Genomic DNA, 21,775 nt, shown 5'->3' on the forward strand with positions numbered 1-21,775 from the left:
GTTATCTTTACTGTTTAACTGAAAATGTTAAATTGTCTCCTTCTGCGTCAATTATAACAGTATCTCCTTCTTTTATCTCCCTTCTTAGTATCTTTTCAGAAAGTGGAGTTTCTACATACTTTTGAATAGCTCTTCTCATAGGTCTTGCACCGTAGACTGGATCGTATCCAAGTTTTATTAAAACTTCTTTAGCTTTGTCTGTAAGCTCTACTCTTATGTTTCTGTCGTGTAATCTTTTGTTTAAAGCATTTATCATAAGGTCTATTATTTGTACAATGTCTTTCTTAAATAGAGGTTTAAATACGATTATCTCATCTATTCTGTTTAAAAACTCTGGTCTAAAGTAGAGCTTAACTTCTTCTAAAACTTTTTGTTTTGCTATTTCAAATTCTTTTTCTATAACATCTTCTGGAGCGTCAAATGGAATTAGTGTTAGATACTGGCTTCCTATGTTTGAGGTCATAATTATAACAGTGTTTCTAAAGTTTACAGTTCTACCTTGTGAGTCTGTAAGTCTTCCGTCATCTAACACTTGTAAGAATAGGTCAAATACTCTTGGATGTGCCTTTTCTATCTCATCTAATAGTATTACAGAGTAAGGTCTTCTTCTTACAGCTTCTGTTAGTTTTCCGCCTTCCTCATAACCTACGTATCCCGGAGGTGCTCCAATTAGTTTTGCAACAGAGTGTTCTTCTTTAAACTCTGACATATCTAATCTTATCATTGCATCTTCATCGTCAAATAAAAGCTCTGCTAATGTTTTAGCAAGCTCTGTTTTACCTACTCCTGTAGGTCCAAGGAACATAAATGATGCAAGTGGTTTTCTTGGGTCTGACAATCCTGCTCTTGCCCTTCTTATTGCTTCAGCTACTAATTTAACTGCGTGCTCTTGGTCTATTAATCTTTTATGCATTTCTTCTTCAAGGTGTAAGAGTCTTTCCATTTCTTCTTCTTTCATCTTAGATATTGGTATTCCAGTCCATTCTGCTACAACTTCCGCAACGTCATCTTCTGTTACTACTACTAACTCTGCTAATTTTTGTTGTAATGCTTTTATCTCTTTTTCAATTTGAGCTTTCTTGATTTTATACTCAGCTTCTTTTTCGTAGTCTCCTTTTTGGCTGTAAAGCTCAATTTGTTTCTCTACTTCTTGAAGCTGTCTTTCAAGCTCTTCTACCTTAGCTTTTTCGTTTGAAGATTTTGCTTTTAGGTCTTTAAGTTGTTTTTCAAGGTTTGCTTTTTCTATCTTAAGTTTTGCTTCTTTTTCATAATTACCGTCTAAAGATGCCTGAACTATCTGCTCATCTAACATTTTTATCTTCCTTTCAAGTTCTATAACCTCTGGTGATGCGTAGACAAGTTTTAACTTTTTCCTTGCACAAGCTTGGTCTAATGCATCTATTGCTTTATCTGGAAATTTTCTTGCGGGTATATATCTTCCTGTAAGTTTTGCAGCAGCTTCTATTGCTTTGTCGCTTATTTTTACGTTGTGGTGTTTTTCAAGTCTTGGTCTTAATGCTTTTAGTATCTCTATGGTCGTGTCTATGTCTGGTTCTTCTACATAAACAGGTTGGAATCTTCTTTCTAATGCAGGATCTTTTTCTATGTACTTTCTATACTCATCTAATGTAGTTGCACCTATTACTCTTATCTCTCCTCTTGCTAAAGCTGGTTTTAGGAGCTGTCCTGCATCTGATGCACCTTCTCCTTTACCAGCTCCTACTATTGTGTGAAGCTCGTCTATAAATAGTATTATGTTAGGGTCTTTCTTTAACTCATCTATAAGAGATTTCATTCTTTCTTCAAACTCACCTCTGTACTTCGTTCCTGCTACCAAAGCACCTAAGTCTAAAGATAAGATTTTTTTGTTTTGTAAATCTTCTGGGACTTCTTTGTTTACTATTTTTTGGGCTAATCCTTCTACTATTGCAGTTTTACCTACTCCAGCTTCTCCAATTAGTACTGGGTTGTTTTTTGTTCTTCTAAGGAGTATCTCTATAACCTGTTGTATTTCTCTTTCTCTTCCTATAACAGGGTCAAGTTTTCCTTCTCTTGCTGATTTTGTTAGATCAACTGTAAATTTTTCTAAAACAGACTTTTCTTCTTCTGCCATTTCTTGTTGAATATTTTTTCCTTCCATCTTTTCTTTTCCTCCTTCTTTTTTATCAAAATTTAGTATTTCATTTAAAACTTTTCCAGCTATTGTATCTTTTGCTTCTACTAAAGCTGTTGCAATATGTGATGGACTTACGACGGTTGAACCGCTGTTAAACGCTATTTTTTCGGCATTTTCTAAAACTTTTATAAGTTTAGATGCATACTGTTTTTGTGTTTTTGAACCTACTACTCTCTCTACTATTTTTTCTACAAATCTGTCTTTTGAAAATCCAAGGTCTTCTATCTGTTTTATAAGGGAGCTGTTTTCTATAACTTTGTAGATAAAAGATAGTAAGTTTAAATCTCCTGATAAAAATCTGTCAGCTGTGTTTGGGTCTGTAAGTTGAGTAAGCTGAGACTTTAAAGAGTTTAGGTTAGATTCCAGCTGTTTTTCGTATATAGATAGCCTTTCTAACTCTAACCTTGATCCTCTACTAAAGAAAAATCCTGTTTCATAAGATAGCTCTCTTTTTAATCTTTCTTTTTGAGCTTTTAACTCTTTTAATTCTTTGTAAATTTCCAAAGCTTGGGTTCTTACTTGAGATAGTTGAGAGTAAAGGTTTTTAATGTAATCTGTATACTCAGAAACTGCTTTGTTTATTTGTGAGTATAGGTCTTGAAGATAAGTTGTTATGTTTTCCTTTAAAGATTTTGTGTCTATCCCTCTTTTTTCTATTATTTTTATAAGAGGGTTGTCTTCTTTTGAAATAAATGCCATTAATAGATGGTCTGTGTCAACCATTGAATCTTGATTTTTAGCAGCAATACTCTTAGCTGTCTCTAAAAGATCCCTTGATTTTCTGTCAAGTAGGTTTTCACTAAACATTTTTTCCTCCAAAATTTTAGTCTATCATTATAAGATAATATAACATTACTTTTATAAATATGCAAGCCTGAATTTAATCATATGAAAATCTATATAAATAAATATAAAATCTTTAAAACTTTTTCACAGGATAAAAAATGAGTGAAGTAAAAGAGTTGAAAGTCGTTTTAGATGGTATAGACATCTCTGACAATAGTCAAGAGATGATTGCAAGTGAAAAGTTTGTTGAAGAAATGAAAAAAAATGATTACTTACCTACAGATAATTATGTAGCTTTAAGAGATAAAAAAATGAGTAATATAAGAGGTAAAAAGATATCAACTCAAGAAGATGTTGAAATTTACGCATACTCTCAAGTGATAAAAGATGATAAGGGAGTTAAAACAGTTGTAATAATGAAAATAGTTTAAAGCCAGAGTTTATCTTTATACTTTTCTTTAAGCTCAAGTTCGTATAGGAAAGTATATTTTAAAAAGACATACAAAAATCCAGAAAATGCTATTATAAGTCCTCTCGTTCCTTCTAAAAATCCAAGTTTAAAAAAGTAAAGTTTAAAGAATATAACAAATGGATTTAGTATAAGTTTGTAAAGTTTAAACTTTTTACCTTGAGAGTGCATAATCTCTGCCATCTTTTTTGCGTAATCTACTGTCTTGATAAACTGATGGTAAAGGTTTTTATAAGAGTAGTGATATAAATCTCCTTCTAATTTTCCTACTTTTCCTTGACATACAACTTCTTCGTGTAATTTTCCTTCGTATCTGACTTTATCTTTCTTAAAAAGTCTCTTTCTGTATTCGGGATACCATACGTAGTTTAAAAACCTACCAAGGTAGTAAGTTCTCCTTGGGACTTCATAACAGTCATACTTTGGATTTTTTAGCTCTTTTTTTATATTTTCCTGTAATTTTTTAGATAGCTCTTCATCTGCATCTAAAACAAAGACCCATTCTCCATTACATAGGGATAAGCCATAATTAACTTGAGATGGATAATCGTCAAACTCTCTAAAAAAAACTTCAGCTCCTAAGTTTTTTGCTATCTCAACGGTTTTATCTGTAGAGCCACTGTCTAACACAATAATTTCATCTGCAATATCTACTACGCTTTTTATTGTCCTTGCTATATTTTTTTCTTCGTTTTTTGTTAAAATCAAAACAGATAGTTTCATACGATAATTTTATCATTTTTTAATTAAAATTGTCGTTAGAGCTGAAAGACTGTTGATAAACACTATGGTGTATCCTGTAGGCAGGTCAAAGTTGTAAGAAAGTGTTAATGATATTAGTATCAGTATAAACCCTGTTATAGTAGCATAAATTAGATGGTTTTTACTAAAGAGTTTTAAAGATATTAAAGATGGTGCTATAAGTATTGAAAAGACAACCAACACTCCTGCCAGTTTTACAGAGCTTGTTAAAGTTATTGCAAAAGTAGTAAAAAAGAGTATATCTTTTAAAAATCCTTGGGTATTTCTTACAACAAAGTATAAAAACAGCCCTATAATCAGATAAAGAATAGAGACTTTGAATATCTCATTGTATGAAGTAAACAGAATGTCGTATGCAAGTAGGTTGTTTAACTCTTCTAATCCGTGGGGAGATTTTGACATTACTATAAAAACGCCTGACATTCCAAGAGCGTAAATCAAGCCTATAAAAGCTTCTTGAAGAGATTTTTCTTTATGGCTTATGTAAGCTATCAAAATAGCTGTTAAAACTGCCAGTAATAAAGATATAGGATATAAAAACTTTCCTTCAAAAAGGTAAAGAGAGACGGCAACTCCCAGAGCTGCCATCTGCCCAACTGCAAGGTCTGTAAATATTATGTTCCTTTTTATTATCTGTAGTCCGTAGTAAGAGTGTATAAGCAGTAAAACTATACTCAGTAAGAGAGGAGGTAGAATAAGGTCAATCATTTGTTATTCTCCTTACTATCTCATCAAACAAGCTGAATATATCATTAACCTGCTGAGTTGCGCCAACATCGTGGGGTATTATTACATACTTTACTCCTGATTTTTCACTCAAAAATTGGGCTGGTTTTAAAGGATGATATACGTCTTGTAGTATAAGACTTACTTTTTCTGTTTTTATTGTTTGAAGGAGATTTCCAAGGTGTTTAGCTGTAGGAGGGATACCTGGAAGAGGCTCTATAGTGCCAACCGCAACTATCTGGTATCTGTTTAAAAAGTAGTCAAAAAGTTTGTGATACTCAATTACTTTCATACCTTTAACTTTTGCAAGTTTTCCATTCCACTGCTGTAGCTTTTCGTTAAATCTTTGTTTAAAGATTTTGTTGTTGTTTTCGTAAGTTTGGCAGTTTTGTGCATCTAACTTACAGAGCTTGGCGGTTATAACATCGGATATTACTGGAATGTTATAAGGGTCTAAGTGGAAGTGAGGGTTTCCTTCTGGATGAATATCGCCAAAAGCTCTTGAAATATTTTCAGGTTTTTCTATCAGCTTTATAAACTGAGATAAGTCTAAAAATCCAGAAGATGAAGGCTGTATTTTACTATTGTTAGCTTGATTTAAAAGGGGAGGAAGCCAGCCAACCTCTAAGGAAGCTCCGTTTATTATAAGTAAGTCTGCATCTCTAAGTTTTACACTTAAAGAAGGTTTTGGAACTACAAAGTGAGGGTCTAAATTACCAGAAGCAAGATAATCAACTTGAGCCTTATCTTGAACTATCTCTTTTGTGATACTTGCTATGTAAGGATAAGTAGCAACTATCTTCATTTTTGCACTTGCTATGTTTAGAGTTAGTAAAAGAGTTATAAAAAAGTATATAAATCTCTTCATTGTCTTTGCCTCCTGTAAAGTGTTTTAAAATCCGTGAGCTCCATGAGATCCTATAGCAATGTTAAACTGGAGTATGACTTCTTGGTTAGTTTTTCTTTGGAAGTCCTGAGTAAATAGACTTTTATCGTAATTATACTGTAGTCTAATTCTTGAAAACTCAGAAGGTAAAAAGTCTATCATAAATGAGTATCTGTAAAGGTTATCTGGAAGGTTTTTATTTACTCCGTTTACAATAACGTCATTTTTGTTTATAAGGTCATATCTTATACCTGCTCTCCATCTTTGGTCAAACTTGTAAACAACCTGAGAGTATAATCCCCCTTGTTTAGCCTCTCTTGACGGAGTAATTAAATTTCCTGCATCGTATTCATAAACCTTTCCGTCAAACTTTCTGTAAAGGTACTCTGACTGCCAAGTGATGTATCTGTAAGAGTCTATGTTGTATCTAACTGTAAGGTCAGCTCCGTAAATCTTGGTTGTACCAGATAGAGCGTGTGGGTCTTCATCTTCTAAGTGGTCTATCCTCGTGCCACCTTGTGCATAGGATAGCCCTGCTAATATAGAAGCATTACCTACATCAAAAGATGGTTTTATAAAGAGCGTATAAAGATTAGGTTTTTTAGTGTCTGATATTTTAATGTTGTCTCCAGTTCCATCTTTCTTTGTGTTTATAGTAAAGCCGTTTCTGTTAAAGTTGTTTTCGTTGTCTCCTTGAAGGACTTCAAAGCCAATCTGTAGGTAAAAAGGTGTAGGTGCAAGCCAAGTAATCTGAGCTCCTTTTTCAAGAAGGTTGTGAGGACCAAAAATTGCGTAGTACACAAGAGGTGCATCTACAAAGTCCCAGTAGTGATGGTGTTGTTCGTTTAATCTTCCAAACTTACTGTAAAACTTACCAGCTTTTAATCCTAAGTTGTAAGGAAGCTGTCTTGTTTTTATGTAAGCTTCTTCTATCTCAAAAGCATTTTCTCTTAAGTGAAATATACCAACTAAATCAAAGTACGGGTCTACTGCTTGAGCAATGTAAAGATGAGCGTAATTTAAGTTAAAACCTCTTTCTGCATTGTAAGGACCTTCTCCTTCGTGTCCGTCGTGGGAGTGGAAAAGTCCGTGGTTAAATCCAGGCATCATTACAGATTTATAAATGTCATCTGTAAGATTTCTGCTTACGTAAGAAAAGTCAAATAGTAAAGATATGTCTGGAACAAACTTTGCTTGTGAAAATGGGTTAGAGAGTATCTTTTCAATAGGGTCTCTACCATCTACATTTTTTAGTTTTTCTCTTGTCTGATCTAAAACTTCTTGATTTTCTTGAAGTTGCTTGACCTTTTCTTGAAGCTGCTGAATTATCTGTTGTTGTTCTTGTAGCTGTTTTTTTAGTTCATCTAACTCTGAAGCTGTAGCTATAGTAAAAGGTATTAATGCGGTTAATAAATACTTTTTCATAGATTACACCTCCTCTTTAAAATTTTTTAAAGTTTAAAAAAGACTGATGGATAAAGATTTTTAAAGGTAGAGAGGAGGCGACCTTGGAAGAGTATTTATCGGAATTATTTTTTGAATATAAATTTGATAAAATAAAACTTTATAACTTTCTTTATACTTTACTATCTCAAAATTTAAACCTAAACTACTTGGGTCTTGAGATTGTTGGTTTATTTGTAATACACAGATTTGACAGTCAGGATGAGGCTGGTTATCTTCGTGGTGGTGGGTTAGCGTAATACTGTTTACAAATAACAGATAAAAACTTATAAAAAGACTGAGTAATTTTTTAAATCTCATTAACCTACTTTACAGCTGCCATTAAGATTGCTTCACAAACAACCTGTCCGTCTACTTTCGCAACCGCTTTTATTTTTCCCATAGACCTTTTTATGTTTATTCCTTCTACTTCAAATACAATCTGGTCTCCGGGGACTACTGGTTTTCTAAACTTTGCCTCTTCTATACTTGCAAACAAAACAGTTCCGTTTGTTATGTTTGCCTTTTTTAACATTAAGTAAGCTCCAACCTGAGCCATAGCTTCTATGATTAAAACTCCCGGCATTACAGGATTATCAGGAAAGTGTCCTACAAAGAAAGGCTCATTATAAGTCACATTTTTTAATGCTTTTATTTTCATATTTTCAACATCTAACTCTAATATTCTATCAACTAATAAAAAAGGGTATCTGTGAGGTAAAACTTTCATAATATCCATTACATTTTCCATAATAGTCCTCCAAGATGGGTGTCTAAAATTACAAATATCATATATATTATACTTACAAAACCGTTAACTGTAAAAAAAGCCTTATTTATTTTAGATAAATCATTTTCTTTTATCAACATATGCTCATACACTAAAAATCCTGTTAAAACAAACACTCCTATAAAGTATATTAAACCCATACCTGCAAGAAATCCTGTAAGTAAGATAAATAAAAACGTTAAAAAGTGGAAAAATCTTGCTATGTAAATAGATTTTTTTATACCATACTTAGCAGGAATTGAATAAATACCAAAAGTCTTATCAAACTCGTAATCTTGAAGAGCATATAGAATATCAAACCCTGCAACCCAGAAAGCCATTGCAATGCCTAATGTAATTGCCGATAACTCTACACTACCTTTAAGTGCTATACTTACAGCTACAGGAATTAAAAAGTAAACAGCTCCTAAAATAAGATGAACGTATTGAGTAAACCTTTTTCCAGCAGGATATATCAAAAGTAAAAGAATAACTACTGGTGAGAGCCAAAAAGCAACCATGTTTAGTTTATAGGCACTATACATAAACAAAATAGAAGCGGTTAAACCAAGAGCCATCATCTCCCAAGGTCTAACTTCTCCTTTAGCAGAAGGCCAGTTTTTTGTTCTTGGATTTAATCTATCTATAGGCGTATCTATATACCTGTTAAAAGCCATTCCTGCAGTTCTTGCAAAAACCATTGCAAGTATAATCCAAAAAATTTTATTAACATCTGGTAAACCTTTTTCAATTATGAAAATAGATGATATACCAAAAGGTATTGCAAAAATCGTGTGAGAAAACTTTATAAGTTCAAGATACGTTTTAAGTTTATTTATCACTTGTTAACACATCCTATAAAATTTAAAATTATAATAATTATATCAAGCTTTGGAGTTATAAGTTGATTAACAAAAAGGAGGTCGTAAAGATTATGAAGAAGGTTGTATTACCTGTTGTAATAATACTGGCTTTGGCGTTTTTTGTAAAGGCACAGCTTGGAAAATATCAGGAAGGATACAAACAAAATGTTGAAGGTAGGTCTTATAGCTTTTCTACTTTGGAAGCTATAGATAATGAAAGAACAAAACTTATTGAAAGCGTTTCTCCGGGGGTTGCTACCGTTTTTACAACACAGGAAATCACAGTTAACAACCCGTTCTTTGATATGCCTTTTGGAGATTTTTTTGGCGTTCCAAACACTCCTCAATTTAAACAAAAAAGACAAGGACTTGGTTCTGCATTTATAGTCGATGTAGATTACAACAAAAAAGTTGTCTATCTTCTTACAAATAACCACGTAGTAGAAAATGCAAAAGATATTCAAGTTCAGTTTAAAAACAAAATGATTTTAAAAGCTAAAGTGGTAGGTGGAGATAAACTTAGTGATGTTGCAGTTTTAGAAGTGCCATTTAAAAAAGGTATAGAGGACTTTGCTTCTAAAAATGTTTTAAAACTTGGCGATTCAGACCAGCTTAAAGCAGGTTCAACTGTCATTGCAATAGGTGCTCCACTGGGATTATCAGACACTGTAACCATAGGTATAGTATCAGCTAAAAACAGACAGATAGAAGACAGACCCGGTGAAGGATTTATACAAACAGATGCAGCCATCAACCCAGGAAACTCAGGTGGACCACTTATAAACGTGAGAGGTGAGGTTGTAGGTATAAATTCTGCAATAATAGCAGGAGCTCAAGGTCTTGGGTTTGCCGTTCCTATTAATCAAGCTAAATGGGTAATGGATCAGATACTAAAATACGGTAAAGTAAAGAGAAGTAAAATAGGCGTTATCATTCAACCACTAACGGCAGATTTATCAGAACATTTTGGAGTTAACGAAGGTGCATTAGTATCAAGTGTTCAACCTGGTGGACCTGCAGATAGAGCTGGCATAAAAGCTGGAGATATCATAGTGGAAGTCAATGGAAAGAAGATTTCTGACATATCAGACCTTCAAAATCAAGTTATGAAAAATCCTCCGGGTTCAAAATTAAAAATTAAAGTTATTAGAGATGGCAAAGAGCTTACTTTTGACGTTATTACAGTTCCTCTAGAATCAGATGAAACAGCTTCTACAGAAGAATCAGGTCAGGCAACAAACATAGAGAATACAATAGGTCTTATAGTAAAAGATATCACTCCTGAGTTGATAAAAAGGTATGGTCTTCAAAAAGTAGATTATGGTGTTTTAGTGTATGCTGTCAAAGAAGGGTCTGTGGCTGAGGAAGCAGGATTGCTGGCAGGTGATATAATTTTATCAGTTAACAAAAAACCTGTAAAATCTTCAGCAGAGTTCTGGCAGATTATAAACAAAGCAAAAAGTGAAAAACAGGATAGCGTTTTACTCTACGTCCAGAGAGGAGATAACAGAATATACACAACACTATCTTTAAGATGATAGCGTTATTTGGTGGAAGTTTTGACCCAGTTCATCTGGGTCATTTAAGAATTGCTGAAGATGTTAGAGAGTTTTTTAATTTAGAAAAAATTATATTTATACCGGCTTATCTATCTCCTTTAAAAGAATCTTCTAACGCCTCTGCTGAAGATAGGTTTAATATGCTAACTTTATCTAAAAAAAATAATCCGTACTTTGAAGTATCCGATTACGAGATAAAAAAATGTGGAAAGTCTTATACGATAGAAACAGTTGAGTACTACGAAAGACTATTGACTCATAAGCCAATTTTAATACTTGGTTCTGACTCTTTCTTAACTTTACATAAATGGAAAAGACCAGAAGATTTGCTAAAAAAAGCTAATTTTATAGTTGTAGGAAGAGGTAAAGACAGTTATAAGATGGTTAAAAACTACTTAAAAATGTTTTTTAGATTCCGTAATGTTTTTTACAATGAAAGTAGTATAAAGGAAGGGATATATTTTTTTGACAGTCGTAGAATTGATATATCTTCAACAGAAATAAGGGAAAAAGTAAAGTTGGGAAAGTCTATAAAGTATTTAGTGTTAGAAGAGGTTGAGAATTACATAAAAGAAAAAAATCTTTATAAAAACAGCCCATAAAGGGCTGTCTGTTGCGTATTAATGAGTTTTATAACCTTTTTCAGCTACTTTAACTAATCTTAAAAAGTGAAAAGCAAGACTTATAGCTCTGAAAAATTGAGATATTAAAGAATGCATTTTTCTTCTATCAGCATCTGAAAATCTAAACTTTGCCTGTGCCATTTTTAAATCCTCCTATTTAAGGTATTAATTTCCAGAAAGGTTTACCTTGTAACTTCCATAAGAACGCATAATGTAATCCTAATTTAAACCATGCTCCGGCTTTACCTGGTTCTGCAACGCAAATATCTAAGTCTCTTCCGTACTCTCCATATTTGGCTCTATTTCTTGCAACTGGGAATATAGCAATAGTTCCAGCCATACCGTCAAATATGCCGTTTTTCATAGAAGCAACACAAAGCCCTGGTGTTTCTGCCATAGATGCTGTATTTTGAGGCTCTCTTCCTTCTATCATATCTACTATGTTTAAGGCTGCAGCCTTACCAGAAAGCTCTGCTGTGTATCCAGTTCTTGGAGGTGCAGGAGATATTATCGTTCCGTTTGGAGATTTACCTGGTTTAGATAAAGGTCCCGGTGGTGCAAATGCAATTCCTGCCGCAAATATGTTTTTATATATAGGGTTTTGGTATGTTTTAGGCCAGTCTGGACCGTCTAACTCTTCATAAGGTTTTCCGTAAACAGCGTCAACTTTTACAAATCCTGCAGGATTGCACATTTTATCTTTAATATCGTTTCCATCTTTATCTATCCATTTAATAGGTTGTCCTGCAAAAGGTGGTAATAACATTGCAAAGTCATATTCTATCTCTTTAAACTCACCATCTAAGTTTTCGGTATATATCTTTTTGTCGTCAACTTTGTGAACATGGCTCCTTATTTCGTACTTTATATCGTAGTCATAGAATATTGCCTCTGCCATCATCTCTGATGTAAATATTAAGGAACCTCGTTTAGCTTCAAGTCCATCTATTCCAAAATCTCCCAATCTTGGCTCATTAGAAAGCCATATAAGTTCAACTCTATCTCTTAGACCTCTATCTACTAAATCGTTATGGACGTTTGTTATAAACTCAAAACCTGCACCTTGACATGTACATCCACCATGCCCTGTACCTATGACTATTCTTGCTTTATCTCCTTTTTCTAACCTTTTTACAAGTTCAAGGTATGCTTTAGCTGTCTCCACTGCATGGGGTGGTGTACATACTGAATATGTATAACCGTTGTCAGGTCCAAGTCCAGGTGTTGCCGCAAAGTTAAGTCTTGGACCAGTTGCAACCAAAAGATAATCATAATTGAGCCTTTTTGAGTCTTGAGTTCCGTGAGGCTGGATTATAACGTAATTTTCATCTGGGTGAACTTCTGTTAGAAATCCTCTTTCGTACTTAATACCAAACTTATCGTAAACAGGTTTAAGTGGAAACTGGGTTTTTTCCACCGGCATCTGACCAACACCAACCCAAATAAGAGAAGGGATGTAATTAAACGTTTCGTTGGGAGTAACAACTGTGATTTCGTGCTGACCCTTTAACCTATCCGCTAAAATAAGGGCTGCATAGTGCCCTGCAAATCCACTTCCGGCAATAACAATTTTTGCCATGACTTCCTCCTGCAAAAAATTTGAAAAATTTATTAATAACCATATCATAATACTAACAGTGTTAGTTAGCAACAACTAACTAATAAAAATCATACAAAAAATTTCAATTAAAATTAGATAATGAATTGATAGGTTATTCATTGATTTATATCAAAAAAGGAGCATTTGATGAACTGGATTTTAATAAACAGACACAAAATTTTTGTTAAAGGCAAAAAATCAAAGTTAAACTTAAAAGGTATAAATGAAGAACATAAAGCATTTTTACATAACATTTTAAGTAATGACATTGTAAATTTAGAAAGTGGTAAGTTTAATTACAATTTAATGTTAGATAGTAAAGGGTCTGTTTTATCGGATTTTTTCGTTTATAACGATGAGAATATTTATATTTTAGATACGGAAGAAGACCCTTTTCAAACTATTGAAAAGTTAAATAAGTTAAAACTATCTCTTCAGATAACATTTGAAGTTTTAACTTGGAAGCATATATATATTTTTGGAGATGATACAGAAGAGTTTATAAAAAGTTTAGGATTAAATGTTGAAAAGTTTAGCTTTACAAAAAAAAATGGTTATTACATTGCAAAAAATCCTTTAAGATTAGGAATGACTGGATACGATATATTTGGAGATGTTGAAAGTGTATTAAATCTGTTAAATCCAAAAGATGAAATATCACCACAAGATTTTGAAGATTTAAGAATAAAAAACTGTATGCCAAAGGTAAAAAAAGAACTAAAAGAAAACATACTTCCTTTAGAAACTAACATATGGAAGTACGCCATTAGTTTAAATAAGGGCTGCTATGTAGGACAAGAGGCTATTGCAAGAGTTTACTACAGAGGCAAACCACCAAGAGTTATGGCTAAATTTTTAATAAACAAAAATATCAAAGAAGAAGATAAAATAGTTTTTGAAGGAAAAAACATAGGAATAATAACGTCAATTATAAGTGATGGAAAGAGTGGACTTGGGTTTATATTGAGAGCTAAAGCTCAGGAAGGTAAAGATTATGATGGTATAATACTTGAAAAAGTTTGTGAAGATTTGAATGTATGAAAAGGAGATTTTAGATAACTTTCAAGAGCCAATTATTCTGATAAATAAAGAGGGAAACATACTTTACTCTAATCCAGCTTTCGACTCTTACATTTCTTCCTTCTCAAAAAACGATATAATAAATCTTTTAAAAGAAGTTTTATCTATAAGATATTTAGAAGAAGGTCTTTCTGTTAAAAATTATCTAATAAATATTGGAGATTCTTATCTTTCTGTAGATATTTATCCATTTAAAGATATGTATATAGTTTTACTAAAAGATTTCACAAGACTTATAAAGTTAGAAGAGGAATTAAAGAAAGAAGGGACTTTATCCGCTGTATCAAAATTTTTAATACAGCTTTTCCACGACATAAAAGGACCAATAACAGGTATAAAAGCAGCTGCTGGGTTTTTAAAGGAAAATCCTGAAGATTTAGATTTATTAGATGACATTATCTATGAAGTAAACAGAATACAAGATTACATAAATCAGTTATCGTCTTTATCAAGGCCTTTAAAGTTAAATTTATCTTATCAAAACATTCATAAATTAATAGATGAAGTAGTAAAAAAATACGAAAGTTTGTATATAAATGTAAAATTTGTTAAACTCTACGACCCAAGTCTTCCAGAGATTCTCATTGATAAAGAAAAAATCATATCTGTTATTGAAAATTTAATAAAAAATGCAATTGATGCTGTAAATCAAAAAGGAGAAATAACACTACAAACAGGTATATCTTTTGACCCTGTTTTTTCTCCAAGAATGAATAAAGTATCAATAAAGATAAAAGACAGTGGAAAAGGTGTCCCACAAGACATTGTTGATAAAATATTTCTACCTCACTTTACAACAAAAGAAAGTGGGTCTGGTATTGGACTTGCAAATGCTTATAATGTTGTAAAAAGTCATAAAGGTGTATTAAGATATATAGGAGATGCTACATTTGAAATACTATTACCTATTAGGATAGAGATTGAAAGCAATAATATTTGAAGATGAAAAAACAACCCGTAGTGTATTAAAAAGAGTTTTAAATAAAGAAAATATAGAAGTTTACGATTTTGAATCTGGAGAAGATGCTTTAGAAAAAGTCAAAAGTATTAATCCAGATTTTGTATTTTTAGACATAGGTCTTAAAAACTTCAATGGTTTAGAAATCTTAAAATCTATAACATCTTTAGAAAATTATCCTTATGTAGTGATAATCTCTGGACATTCAGAGTATAACTATCTAATCCAAGCTATGAAGTACGGAGCTTTTGATTACATAGTAAAACCTTTTGATATAGAGAGAATTAAGCAGGTAATAAATGAAATAAAAGAAAGTCTAAAAGCTAAGTTAATTTCACAAGTACCTACTGAGGAAGTTATTGGGAAAAGCTCAGCGATGAAGGAAGTGTTTAAACTTGTAGGTAGAGCTGCCAACTCAAAAGACCCAGTGCTTATAACTGGTGAAAGTGGAACAGGTAAAGAGGTAATAGCAAATTTAATACATAAGTACTCAGACCGCTGTGAAAAACCCTTTATAGCCATAAATATGGCATCTATTCCCATAGGACTTATAGAAAGCGAACTTTTTGGTTATGAAAAAGGTGCATTTACAGGAGCTTACAAATCAAAAGAAGGAAAGTTTATTCAAGCCGATGGAGGAACCCTATTTTTAGACGAGATAGGAGAGATACCTTTAGAGTCTCAGGCTAAAATGTTACGAGCAGTTCAAGAAATGGAAATTCAACCTTTAGGCTCAAACAAAACTAAAAAGGTAGACGTAAGAATAATAACAGCTACTAATAAAGATTTAATAAAATTAGTTGCAGAAGGAAAATTTAGAGAAGACCTATTTTATAGATTATCAGTAATAGAGATAAGAATTCCGCCTTTAAGAGAAAGACGAGAGGATATTCCAGATTTAGTTGAACTTTTTACAAAACAAGCCTTAGAAAGATACAGGCTATCTTCAGGAGGATTTACACAAGAATCTATTAAATTTTTAGTTAATTACAGCTGGCCTGGAAATGTTAGAGAGTTAAAAAACTTGGTTTTCAAATTAATAGCATTATACAGAGAAAGACCAATAACACCTGACTTACTTCCAGCAAACATTAAAGGAGAAGAAGAAAAAACTGCAGATTGGAAAAGTGGACTTTTAATAGAAGCAAGAAAAATGCTTACAAGAAAAAGAAAAAATATCTATATAAAACTTATAGAAGAAGCTGAGTACATACTTATAAAAGAAGCTCTAAAATTTACAAACGGAAACATATCACAGGCAGCCGAATATTTAGGATTACACAGAAACACTATTGCTAAAAAAATTAAAGATTTAGACATATCTCTTGAAGATTAGTTAATGGTATAATAATTCTTATGAGAAAATTTTTAATATTAAAGCTTTTTTTAGTGAGTTTTATACTAAGTTCCTGTAGTCAACAAGGAATAAACAGTAGTGCGGATTATACAAACTTAGATGATGGAAAATATCTTTACGACATGGGAGTTTCTTACCTAAGTAGTGGTAATAACGCTATGGCTATTTCTTACTTAGAAAAAGCATTAGAAACAAATAAACAACCAGAAGTTTATAATTCCTTAGCCCTTGCTTATCAATTTGCAGGAGAATACCAAAAAGCAGAAAAAACCTTCAAAGAAGGATTAGAAAGATATCCAAATTCTCCAGAACTTTTAACTAACTACGGAATTCTCCTTGCAGTTTTGAAAAAATACAACGAAGCTATTACCCATCTTGAAAAAGCTCTAAATCATCCAACTTACCAAAAGAAAGAGATAGCTTTCTACAACTTAGGTCTAATTTATAGAGACCTTGGAAAAGAAGATAAATTTATTGAATACTTAAACAAAGCAATTATGTATAACTCAAATTACCTCAATGCCTACATTACACTTGGTGATTATTACTATGAAAGGTACAAAAGATATAAAAATGTATCAGACTTAAGATTTTCAAGAGATTATTACGCTAAAGCTCTTCAGCTAAGTATTAACGACCCTATTATATTTTATAAGTTAGGTTTAGTTTATAAAGATTTAAATCAGATAGACTTAGCTAAATTTTACTTAGAAAAAGCTTTAAAAGCTTCTCAAGATAATAAAACTTTACAAGAAGAAATAAAAAAAGTTTTAATAAATTTAGTTGAAAATCCAAAAAGTGAAGAAAATTTAAAGCTTAATAATGAACTAAATATTGACAGTGATGATAAACAATTAGATATCATAATTAAATAAAGGAGAAATATGGATAAGAAAGTTTACTTATCTATCGTCGTTCCTATTTATAACGAAGAAGAAAATTTACCAATTCTTTACAAAAAAATAAATGAGGCGGTGGAAAATCTTTTTAATCAAGAGAAATATAAAGACAAGACATACGAAATGATTTTTGTAAATGATGGTAGTAAAGATAAATCTTGGCAGATAATAAAAGAATTAGCGGAAAAAGACCCTTACGTTATTGGAATAAACTTTAGAAGGAATTTCGGTCAGACAGCTGCAATGGCTGCAGGTTTTGATAAAGCTCAAGGAGAAATTATTATAACAATGGACGGAGACCTTCAAAACGACCCAGAAGACATTCCAAAACTCCTTGAGAAGATTGATGAAGGTTATGATGTTGTAAGTGGATGGAGAAAGGACAGAAAAGATGCTTTTTTAAGCAGAACTTTACCATCAAGGATAGCAAACTGGCTGATATCAAAAACAACAGGAGTTAATTTACACGATTATGGATGCTCCTTAAAAGCTTACAGGTCAGAAGTGGCAAAAAGTTTAGACTCTTACGGAGAAATGCACAGATTCTTACCTGCTTTATCAAAGATAGTAGGAGCTAACATCACAGAAATTCCGGTAAAACACCATCCAAGAATATATGGAAAGTCTAAGTATGGTATATCAAGAACTTTTAAAGTTATAGTAGATTTACTTTGGGTAAAGTTTTTAATAGATTACAGAAATAAGCCTCTTAGAGTGTTTGGAGGTTTTGGATTTTTATTCTTGGTAATTGGCTTTCTAACTTTATTTTATCTTGCCTGTCAGAAGCTGTGTTTTGGACAACCTATAGGAAATAGACCACTGTTAATGTTTGGAATGTTATCGTTTTTAACAGGAATAAATCTAATATCTACAGGAATAATAGCTGAAATTATAATAAGGACTTATTATGAGTCTCAAGGTAAAAAGCCTTACGTTATAAAAGAAATTGTACAAAAAAGTAATGGACAAAATTAAAACATTAAAACTCTTAGTCTCTATCTTTATTACTTTTGCTTTTTTTTACTTTTTTCAAAAAATTGTAGGATTTGATAAACTTTTAGATTTTTTTAGATTTCTTACATTTAAGCAAATTTTTTTAGCATTTATTTTGTATATATTTAGCTACGTAGTAAGGACTGTTAGATGGAGTTATACACTTAGTATAAAAGATTTTTTTAAACTTTTTAAATTAACAGTTTATAACACTTTTTTTAATATAGTGCTACCTTTTAGAACTGGAGAAATATCTTTTTTTTATATGTTGAAAAAAGAAAACATACATATAGCAGAATCTACTATGAGTTTTATAATTACAAGGTTTTTTGATGGTATATCTTTACTATCTTTATTTTTTTTAGCCTATTTTACTTATACAAACCGTTTTATTTTAGGAGTTATTTCTTTTATTCTTTTACCGTTTTCTTTTTTGATTTTATTATTTCTCTTTAAGTTTATTAAGCATGAGAAAATCAAAAACTACAATCAAAGTATGATAAATTTTAAAAATGTTTTTATGGTTTACTTTTTATCGGTTTTGACACTTATCTTTAAATTTTCTGCATTTTACATTGTATTGCCAAAAGAAGCCAATTTAGATTTTTTACAGTCTATACTGGCTTCCTCTTTAGCTGACTTAACTACTGTCCTTCCTGTTCACGGGATAGCAGGAATAGGTACATATGAAACAGGATATGTAGGTATTCTTATCTATCTATCTGTACCGAAAGATACTGCTTTACTTTCAGCTTTTTTAGTCCATACTTTTATACTTATAAGCAGTAGTATCTTAGCTATCTTTGTTTATTTATCTAAAATGTTTAAACTTTAAATGCTTGTTCTAACTTTTCTTTTACAATTTTTGCGGTTATTTCTGCTACAAAATCTTTCAACTCTTTCTTAATAATTTCTTCTATTTCTGCAGTTAAAACTTTTTCTGCCTCTTCCCTCACTTTGTTTTTAAGTTGATTTTTTACATCTTCCAATTCTCTTCTTGTTTCTTCTTGAAAATCTATCTGAAGGTGGTCTATTATTGTAGCCATTGCAGGGTCGTTTTTTAGGTATTCTTTTGCAATGTCCAGAGCTATATTTTTTATATCCTCGGAAGAGATTTGGATATTAAAGTCAGCTATCATATTTTTCCCTCCTTCTGTTAATTTTTCAACATTGTGTTTATTTAAATCAATCAATTCATCTAAACTTACTGTTTTTGCTTTTTGTTCATCTTTAACTTTATCGGTAATTGGGCTTGTCTCTAACATCTTTTCTGTTTGTTGTAATTCTGATTCATATAAAGAAATTTTATTGATTTGTTTGTTTTCATCATTAAGTTCTAACTGTTTAGTTTCTAAAATCTCTTCTATTTGTGGTATTTCTATTGTTTCCAAAGAAAATTCGCTACTTTCTTTATTTTGGTCATTAAGATTAAACCCTGTAGTCTCAAAAGTGTTATACTCTATCTCAAAAGTTTTATCTTTTTCATTGACCTCTAATAAATCTTCAAAGTCCAATCTTTCTGATAATGTAGATTCTTCAAAACCTATTGGTTGAACTACTTTCGACTGAATATCCTGATTTGCTAAATTTATTTCGTTATATTCAACTTCTACTGAAGATGTTTCTACTACTTCAGTGTTTTTTAAATTGCTTTCTTGGAATAATTCCTCGAAAGCTTGATCTTGATATTCTGATGATTCTATTATGTTTTCTTGATATTCTTTAATAGATTCTATGGGTTCAGTTTTTTTTGATACATTTTGGATTATTTCGTGAATATTATTATTTTTGTTTAGAATCTCAAAATTTCCTTCAAATATACTTTTATCAATTGGATTTTCTGGAACAGTAAGAACTATATACTTTAAGTTTTTATCTTTCATTTTATTAGTTAAATATCTTAAATCGTCTTCTGCAAAAACTCCGGATGATGCATCGTATATAACTGTATCAAAATCATCTCTAAAGTTTTTTATAAAGGAAAGACTATCTCCGAATATTTCATATTTCGTATTACCCATATTTTTAGTTAGTTCTTCTATGTACTTAACGTCATAAGATATAATAGCTACTGCCATAACAACCTCCTTGTTTAACTTTGTTTCTATCTTTTCGGTAAAATTTTTGTATAATTTAATTGTAAATAATTATCTCATAAAAATGAGGTGTTTGCTATGCTTTTTAAAGAGACAGACTTGCCTGGCATAGGTAAAAAATTTTCGGTAATTACAGCCAATAAAGAAAAAGTTGCTGTAATAATACACATTTCTGGGAAAAGAGAGATTTATTTCTTTAATAAAGATGATTATGATGAGCCAATGTGCTCTTTTAGTCTTAATGAGGAAGAAGCTACTCAGCTTGGTTCTATTCTTATGGGAACATACTTTAAACCAGAAGCCAGAGAAGAAAAAGAGATGTTTATGAAAAATTTGGTTATAGAATGGGTTAACGTAGAACCTTCTTCAGTTTTAGCTAATAAAAGTATAAAAGAGTTAGAAATAAGGAAAAAAACAGGAGCTTCTGTTATTGCTATTATAAGAAACAACGAGACAATTACAAACCCTTCTCCTGATGAAATAATAAAGCCTGGAGATACTCTTATTGTTGTTGGGAATAAAGACCAGATTAAGAAATTTTTTGAAGTTTTTTATCCTGTTTGTGAAATCAAGTAATGGAAAAGTTTTTAGTAGTCTTAGGTTTATCTACTTTAATTTTATTTATCTTTGGTATAGTCAGTAGATTTGTTAAAATACCACCTATACTGTCTTTCATACTTGCAGGGCTGGTTTTAGGTAGTTTTGTCCATGAAGATATAACTTTAGAAAGACTTAGTGAAATAGGTATTATACTTCTTTTCTTCTATCTTGGACTTGAGTTTAACATTGCAAGAGCTGTAGAAGTATCTAAGAGAATATGGATAGTAGGGGTTATAGATTTTATTTTAAACTTTGGTGGAGTGTTTTTATTACTGTTAATTTTAGGTTTTGATTTTGTTATAGCTGTTTTTGGGGGTGCTATAGCATACGCTTCTTCTTCTGCTATTACGTCAAAAATTATCGTAGATGAAAAAAGAATTGCAAATACTGAAACGGAAATGATTTTAGGTCTAATGGTTTTTGAAGATATCGTAGCTCCTATTTTACTTGCAGTTTTGGCAGGTATGATGGGGGGACAGGATTTAGAAGTTTTAACTTTTGGTATTATTATGCTTAAAGTTTTAGCTGTATTTTCTTTTATAATTTTAGTTGCTATGACGATAAAAGAAAAAATCTCTTCTTTTATTGAAAAGTTTTTAGAGGAAGATATTTTTATTTTATTTGCCTTTGGTGTTTTAATATCTTTTGCAGGCTTTACTTATTACATAGGATTGTCTGAAGCTTTAGGTGCTTTTTTAATTGGTATGCTTATATCAGAATCAGGCAAAGCTGAAGCGGTAGAAAGACATCTTGTGTCTATAAGAGAGTTAGCGGTTGCCATATTTTTCTTTGTTTTTGGGTCAAACGTTGTTTTTAATCCTGACTTTTTTACCATTAAAAATCTTTTAGTGCTTACTTTAATGGTTGTTGTTTCAATACTGGGAAAGATTTTAACAGGTTTTATCGGTGGGCAGATTTACGGTCTTTCTAAGAGAGCTTCTTTAGTTGCAGGGTTGTCTATAGTAAGTAGAGGTGAGTTTTCAATTGTTATATCAAGACTATCTCCTTCTTCTTACTTATCTTTGTTTGGAATTTACACACTTTTGATGGCATTTATAGGGACTTTTACGATACAGTATGCTCCTAAGTTGGCAAAACTTGTGTTTAAACCAAAAAAACAGTAGGAGGTT

Annotated in this window: 22 protein-coding genes; 11 read left to right on the forward strand and 11 right to left on the reverse strand. The window is 31.6% G+C overall.

Annotated elements, in window-relative coordinates:
• Positions 1 to 7 precede the first annotated feature (7 nt).
• A complete protein-coding gene (locus Q385_RS0106920; RefSeq protein ID WP_028950963.1) occupies positions 8 to 2,983 on the reverse strand; it encodes an AAA family ATPase in 2,976 nt (991 codons plus the stop codon).
• A 137-nt stretch (positions 2,984 to 3,120) separates the two neighbouring features.
• On the opposite strand from Q385_RS0106920, the gene Q385_RS0106925 reads away from it, so the two are divergent.
• Positions 3,121 to 3,393 carry a hypothetical protein gene (locus tag Q385_RS0106925; RefSeq protein ID WP_028950964.1) on the forward strand — a complete coding sequence of 91 codons (273 nt, stop codon included), beginning with the start codon at positions 3,121 to 3,123 and terminating at the stop codon, positions 3,391 to 3,393.
• On the opposite strand, the gene Q385_RS0106930 is transcribed toward Q385_RS0106925, so the two are convergent.
• The 7 genes from Q385_RS0106930 to Q385_RS0106960 are packed head-to-tail and all read right to left on the reverse strand — an operon-like array spanning position 3,390 to position 8,859.
• Complete coding sequence (locus tag Q385_RS0106930; RefSeq protein WP_028950965.1) at positions 3,390 to 4,154, reverse strand: glycosyltransferase family 2 protein; 765 nt, start codon at positions 4,152 to 4,154, stop codon at positions 3,390 to 3,392. The two genes, Q385_RS0106925 and Q385_RS0106930, sit on opposite strands and share 4 nt — an antisense overlap.
• A 12-nt stretch (positions 4,155 to 4,166) precedes the next feature.
• A complete protein-coding gene (locus tag Q385_RS0106935) occupies positions 4,167 to 4,901 on the reverse strand; it encodes a metal ABC transporter permease (RefSeq protein ID WP_028950966.1) in 735 nt (244 codons plus the stop codon).
• Positions 4,894 to 5,787, reverse strand: coding sequence for a metal ABC transporter substrate-binding protein (locus Q385_RS0106940; protein WP_028950967.1), 894 nt, complete (start codon positions 5,785 to 5,787; stop codon positions 4,894 to 4,896). Before Q385_RS0106940 ends, Q385_RS0106935 begins: the two co-directional genes overlap by 8 nt.
• A gap of 24 nt (positions 5,788 to 5,811) precedes the next feature.
• Entirely contained in the window at positions 5,812 to 7,230 is a 1,419-nt protein-coding gene (locus Q385_RS0106945; RefSeq protein WP_028950968.1) for a hypothetical protein, read from the reverse strand.
• Positions 7,231 to 7,290: 60 nt separating this feature from the next.
• The gene (locus Q385_RS09410; RefSeq protein WP_169733173.1) at positions 7,291 to 7,569 is read right to left on the reverse strand and encodes a hypothetical protein; all 279 of its coding nucleotides are present in this window, start codon (positions 7,567 to 7,569) and stop codon (positions 7,291 to 7,293) included.
• A gap of 4 nt (positions 7,570 to 7,573) precedes the next feature.
• On the reverse strand, positions 7,574 to 7,999 hold the full coding sequence (fabZ, locus tag Q385_RS0106955; protein WP_028950970.1) for a 3-hydroxyacyl-ACP dehydratase FabZ: 426 nt from the start codon (positions 7,997 to 7,999) through the stop codon (positions 7,574 to 7,576).
• Entirely contained in the window at positions 7,987 to 8,859 is an 873-nt protein-coding gene (locus Q385_RS0106960; RefSeq protein ID WP_028950971.1) for a UbiA-like polyprenyltransferase, read from the reverse strand. Before Q385_RS0106960 ends, fabZ begins: the two co-directional genes overlap by 13 nt.
• Before the next feature lie 92 nt (positions 8,860 to 8,951).
• Between Q385_RS0106960 and Q385_RS0106965 the strand changes: the two genes are divergently transcribed.
• Both Q385_RS0106965 and nadD read left to right on the forward strand, forming a co-directional pair.
• Positions 8,952 to 10,418, forward strand: coding sequence for a Do family serine endopeptidase (locus tag Q385_RS0106965; protein ID WP_028950972.1), 1,467 nt, complete (start codon positions 8,952 to 8,954; stop codon positions 10,416 to 10,418).
• The gene (nadD, locus tag Q385_RS0106970) at positions 10,415 to 11,041 is read left to right on the forward strand and encodes a nicotinate (nicotinamide) nucleotide adenylyltransferase (RefSeq protein ID WP_028950973.1); all 627 of its coding nucleotides are present in this window, start codon (positions 10,415 to 10,417) and stop codon (positions 11,039 to 11,041) included. The genes Q385_RS0106965 and nadD overlap by 4 nt, the downstream gene beginning before the upstream one ends.
• Positions 11,042 to 11,059: 18 nt before the next feature.
• Here the strand turns inward: nadD and Q385_RS09415 are convergent, their stop codons facing one another.
• Together Q385_RS09415 and Q385_RS0106980 are read right to left on the reverse strand one after the other, a co-directional pair.
• Complete coding sequence (locus Q385_RS09415; protein WP_169733174.1) at positions 11,060 to 11,203, reverse strand: hypothetical protein; 144 nt, start codon at positions 11,201 to 11,203, stop codon at positions 11,060 to 11,062.
• Positions 11,204 to 11,219: 16 nt separating this feature from the next.
• Complete coding sequence (locus Q385_RS0106980) at positions 11,220 to 12,641, reverse strand: NAD(P)/FAD-dependent oxidoreductase (RefSeq protein ID WP_028950974.1); 1,422 nt, start codon at positions 12,639 to 12,641, stop codon at positions 11,220 to 11,222.
• Positions 12,642 to 12,809: 168 nt separating this feature from the next.
• Here Q385_RS0106980 and ygfZ point away from each other — a divergent pair, with 168 nt between their 5' ends.
• The 6 genes from ygfZ to Q385_RS0107010 are packed head-to-tail and all read left to right on the forward strand — an operon-like array spanning position 12,810 to position 18,784.
• The gene (ygfZ, locus tag Q385_RS0106985; RefSeq protein WP_028950975.1) at positions 12,810 to 13,703 is read left to right on the forward strand and encodes a CAF17-like 4Fe-4S cluster assembly/insertion protein YgfZ; all 894 of its coding nucleotides are present in this window, start codon (positions 12,810 to 12,812) and stop codon (positions 13,701 to 13,703) included.
• The gene (locus Q385_RS0106990) at positions 13,696 to 14,682 is read left to right on the forward strand and encodes a two-component system sensor histidine kinase NtrB (RefSeq protein ID WP_028950976.1); all 987 of its coding nucleotides are present in this window, start codon (positions 13,696 to 13,698) and stop codon (positions 14,680 to 14,682) included. Before ygfZ ends, Q385_RS0106990 begins: the two co-directional genes overlap by 8 nt.
• A complete protein-coding gene (locus Q385_RS0106995) occupies positions 14,663 to 16,036 on the forward strand; it encodes a sigma-54-dependent transcriptional regulator (RefSeq protein ID WP_028950977.1) in 1,374 nt (457 codons plus the stop codon). The genes Q385_RS0106990 and Q385_RS0106995 overlap by 20 nt, the downstream gene beginning before the upstream one ends.
• Positions 16,037 to 16,056: 20 nt before the next feature.
• Complete coding sequence (locus tag Q385_RS0107000) at positions 16,057 to 16,932, forward strand: tetratricopeptide repeat protein (protein WP_028950978.1); 876 nt, start codon at positions 16,057 to 16,059, stop codon at positions 16,930 to 16,932.
• A gap of 9 nt (positions 16,933 to 16,941) precedes the next feature.
• Positions 16,942 to 17,931: a glycosyltransferase family 2 protein gene (locus tag Q385_RS0107005; RefSeq protein WP_028950979.1), complete on the forward strand. Its 990-nt coding sequence runs from the start codon at positions 16,942 to 16,944 to the stop codon at positions 17,929 to 17,931.
• Entirely contained in the window at positions 17,918 to 18,784 is an 867-nt protein-coding gene (locus Q385_RS0107010) for a lysylphosphatidylglycerol synthase transmembrane domain-containing protein (RefSeq protein WP_028950980.1), read from the forward strand. Before Q385_RS0107005 ends, Q385_RS0107010 begins: the two co-directional genes overlap by 14 nt.
• On the opposite strand, the gene Q385_RS0107015 is transcribed toward Q385_RS0107010, so the two are convergent.
• Positions 18,774 to 20,027 (reverse strand): hypothetical protein, encoded by a 1,254-nt coding sequence (locus Q385_RS0107015; RefSeq protein ID WP_028950981.1) that lies wholly within the window; start codon positions 20,025 to 20,027, stop codon positions 18,774 to 18,776. The two genes, Q385_RS0107010 and Q385_RS0107015, sit on opposite strands and share 11 nt — an antisense overlap.
• Before the next feature lie 96 nt (positions 20,028 to 20,123).
• On the opposite strand from Q385_RS0107015, the gene Q385_RS0107020 reads away from it, so the two are divergent.
• Together Q385_RS0107020 and Q385_RS0107025 are read left to right on the forward strand one after the other, a co-directional pair.
• Positions 20,124 to 20,621, forward strand: a complete 498-nt coding sequence (locus tag Q385_RS0107020; protein ID WP_028950982.1) for a cation:proton antiporter regulatory subunit — start codon at positions 20,124 to 20,126, stop codon at positions 20,619 to 20,621.
• Positions 20,621 to 21,769 (forward strand): cation:proton antiporter, encoded by a 1,149-nt coding sequence (locus Q385_RS0107025; protein ID WP_028950983.1) that lies wholly within the window; start codon positions 20,621 to 20,623, stop codon positions 21,767 to 21,769. The genes Q385_RS0107020 and Q385_RS0107025 overlap by 1 nt, the downstream gene beginning before the upstream one ends.
• Positions 21,770 to 21,775: the final 6 nt, after the last annotated feature.

Source organism: Sulfurihydrogenibium subterraneum DSM 15120 (genome assembly GCF_000619805.1).
GTDB classification, from domain to species: domain Bacteria; phylum Aquificota; class Aquificia; order Aquificales; family Hydrogenothermaceae; genus Sulfurihydrogenibium; species Sulfurihydrogenibium subterraneum.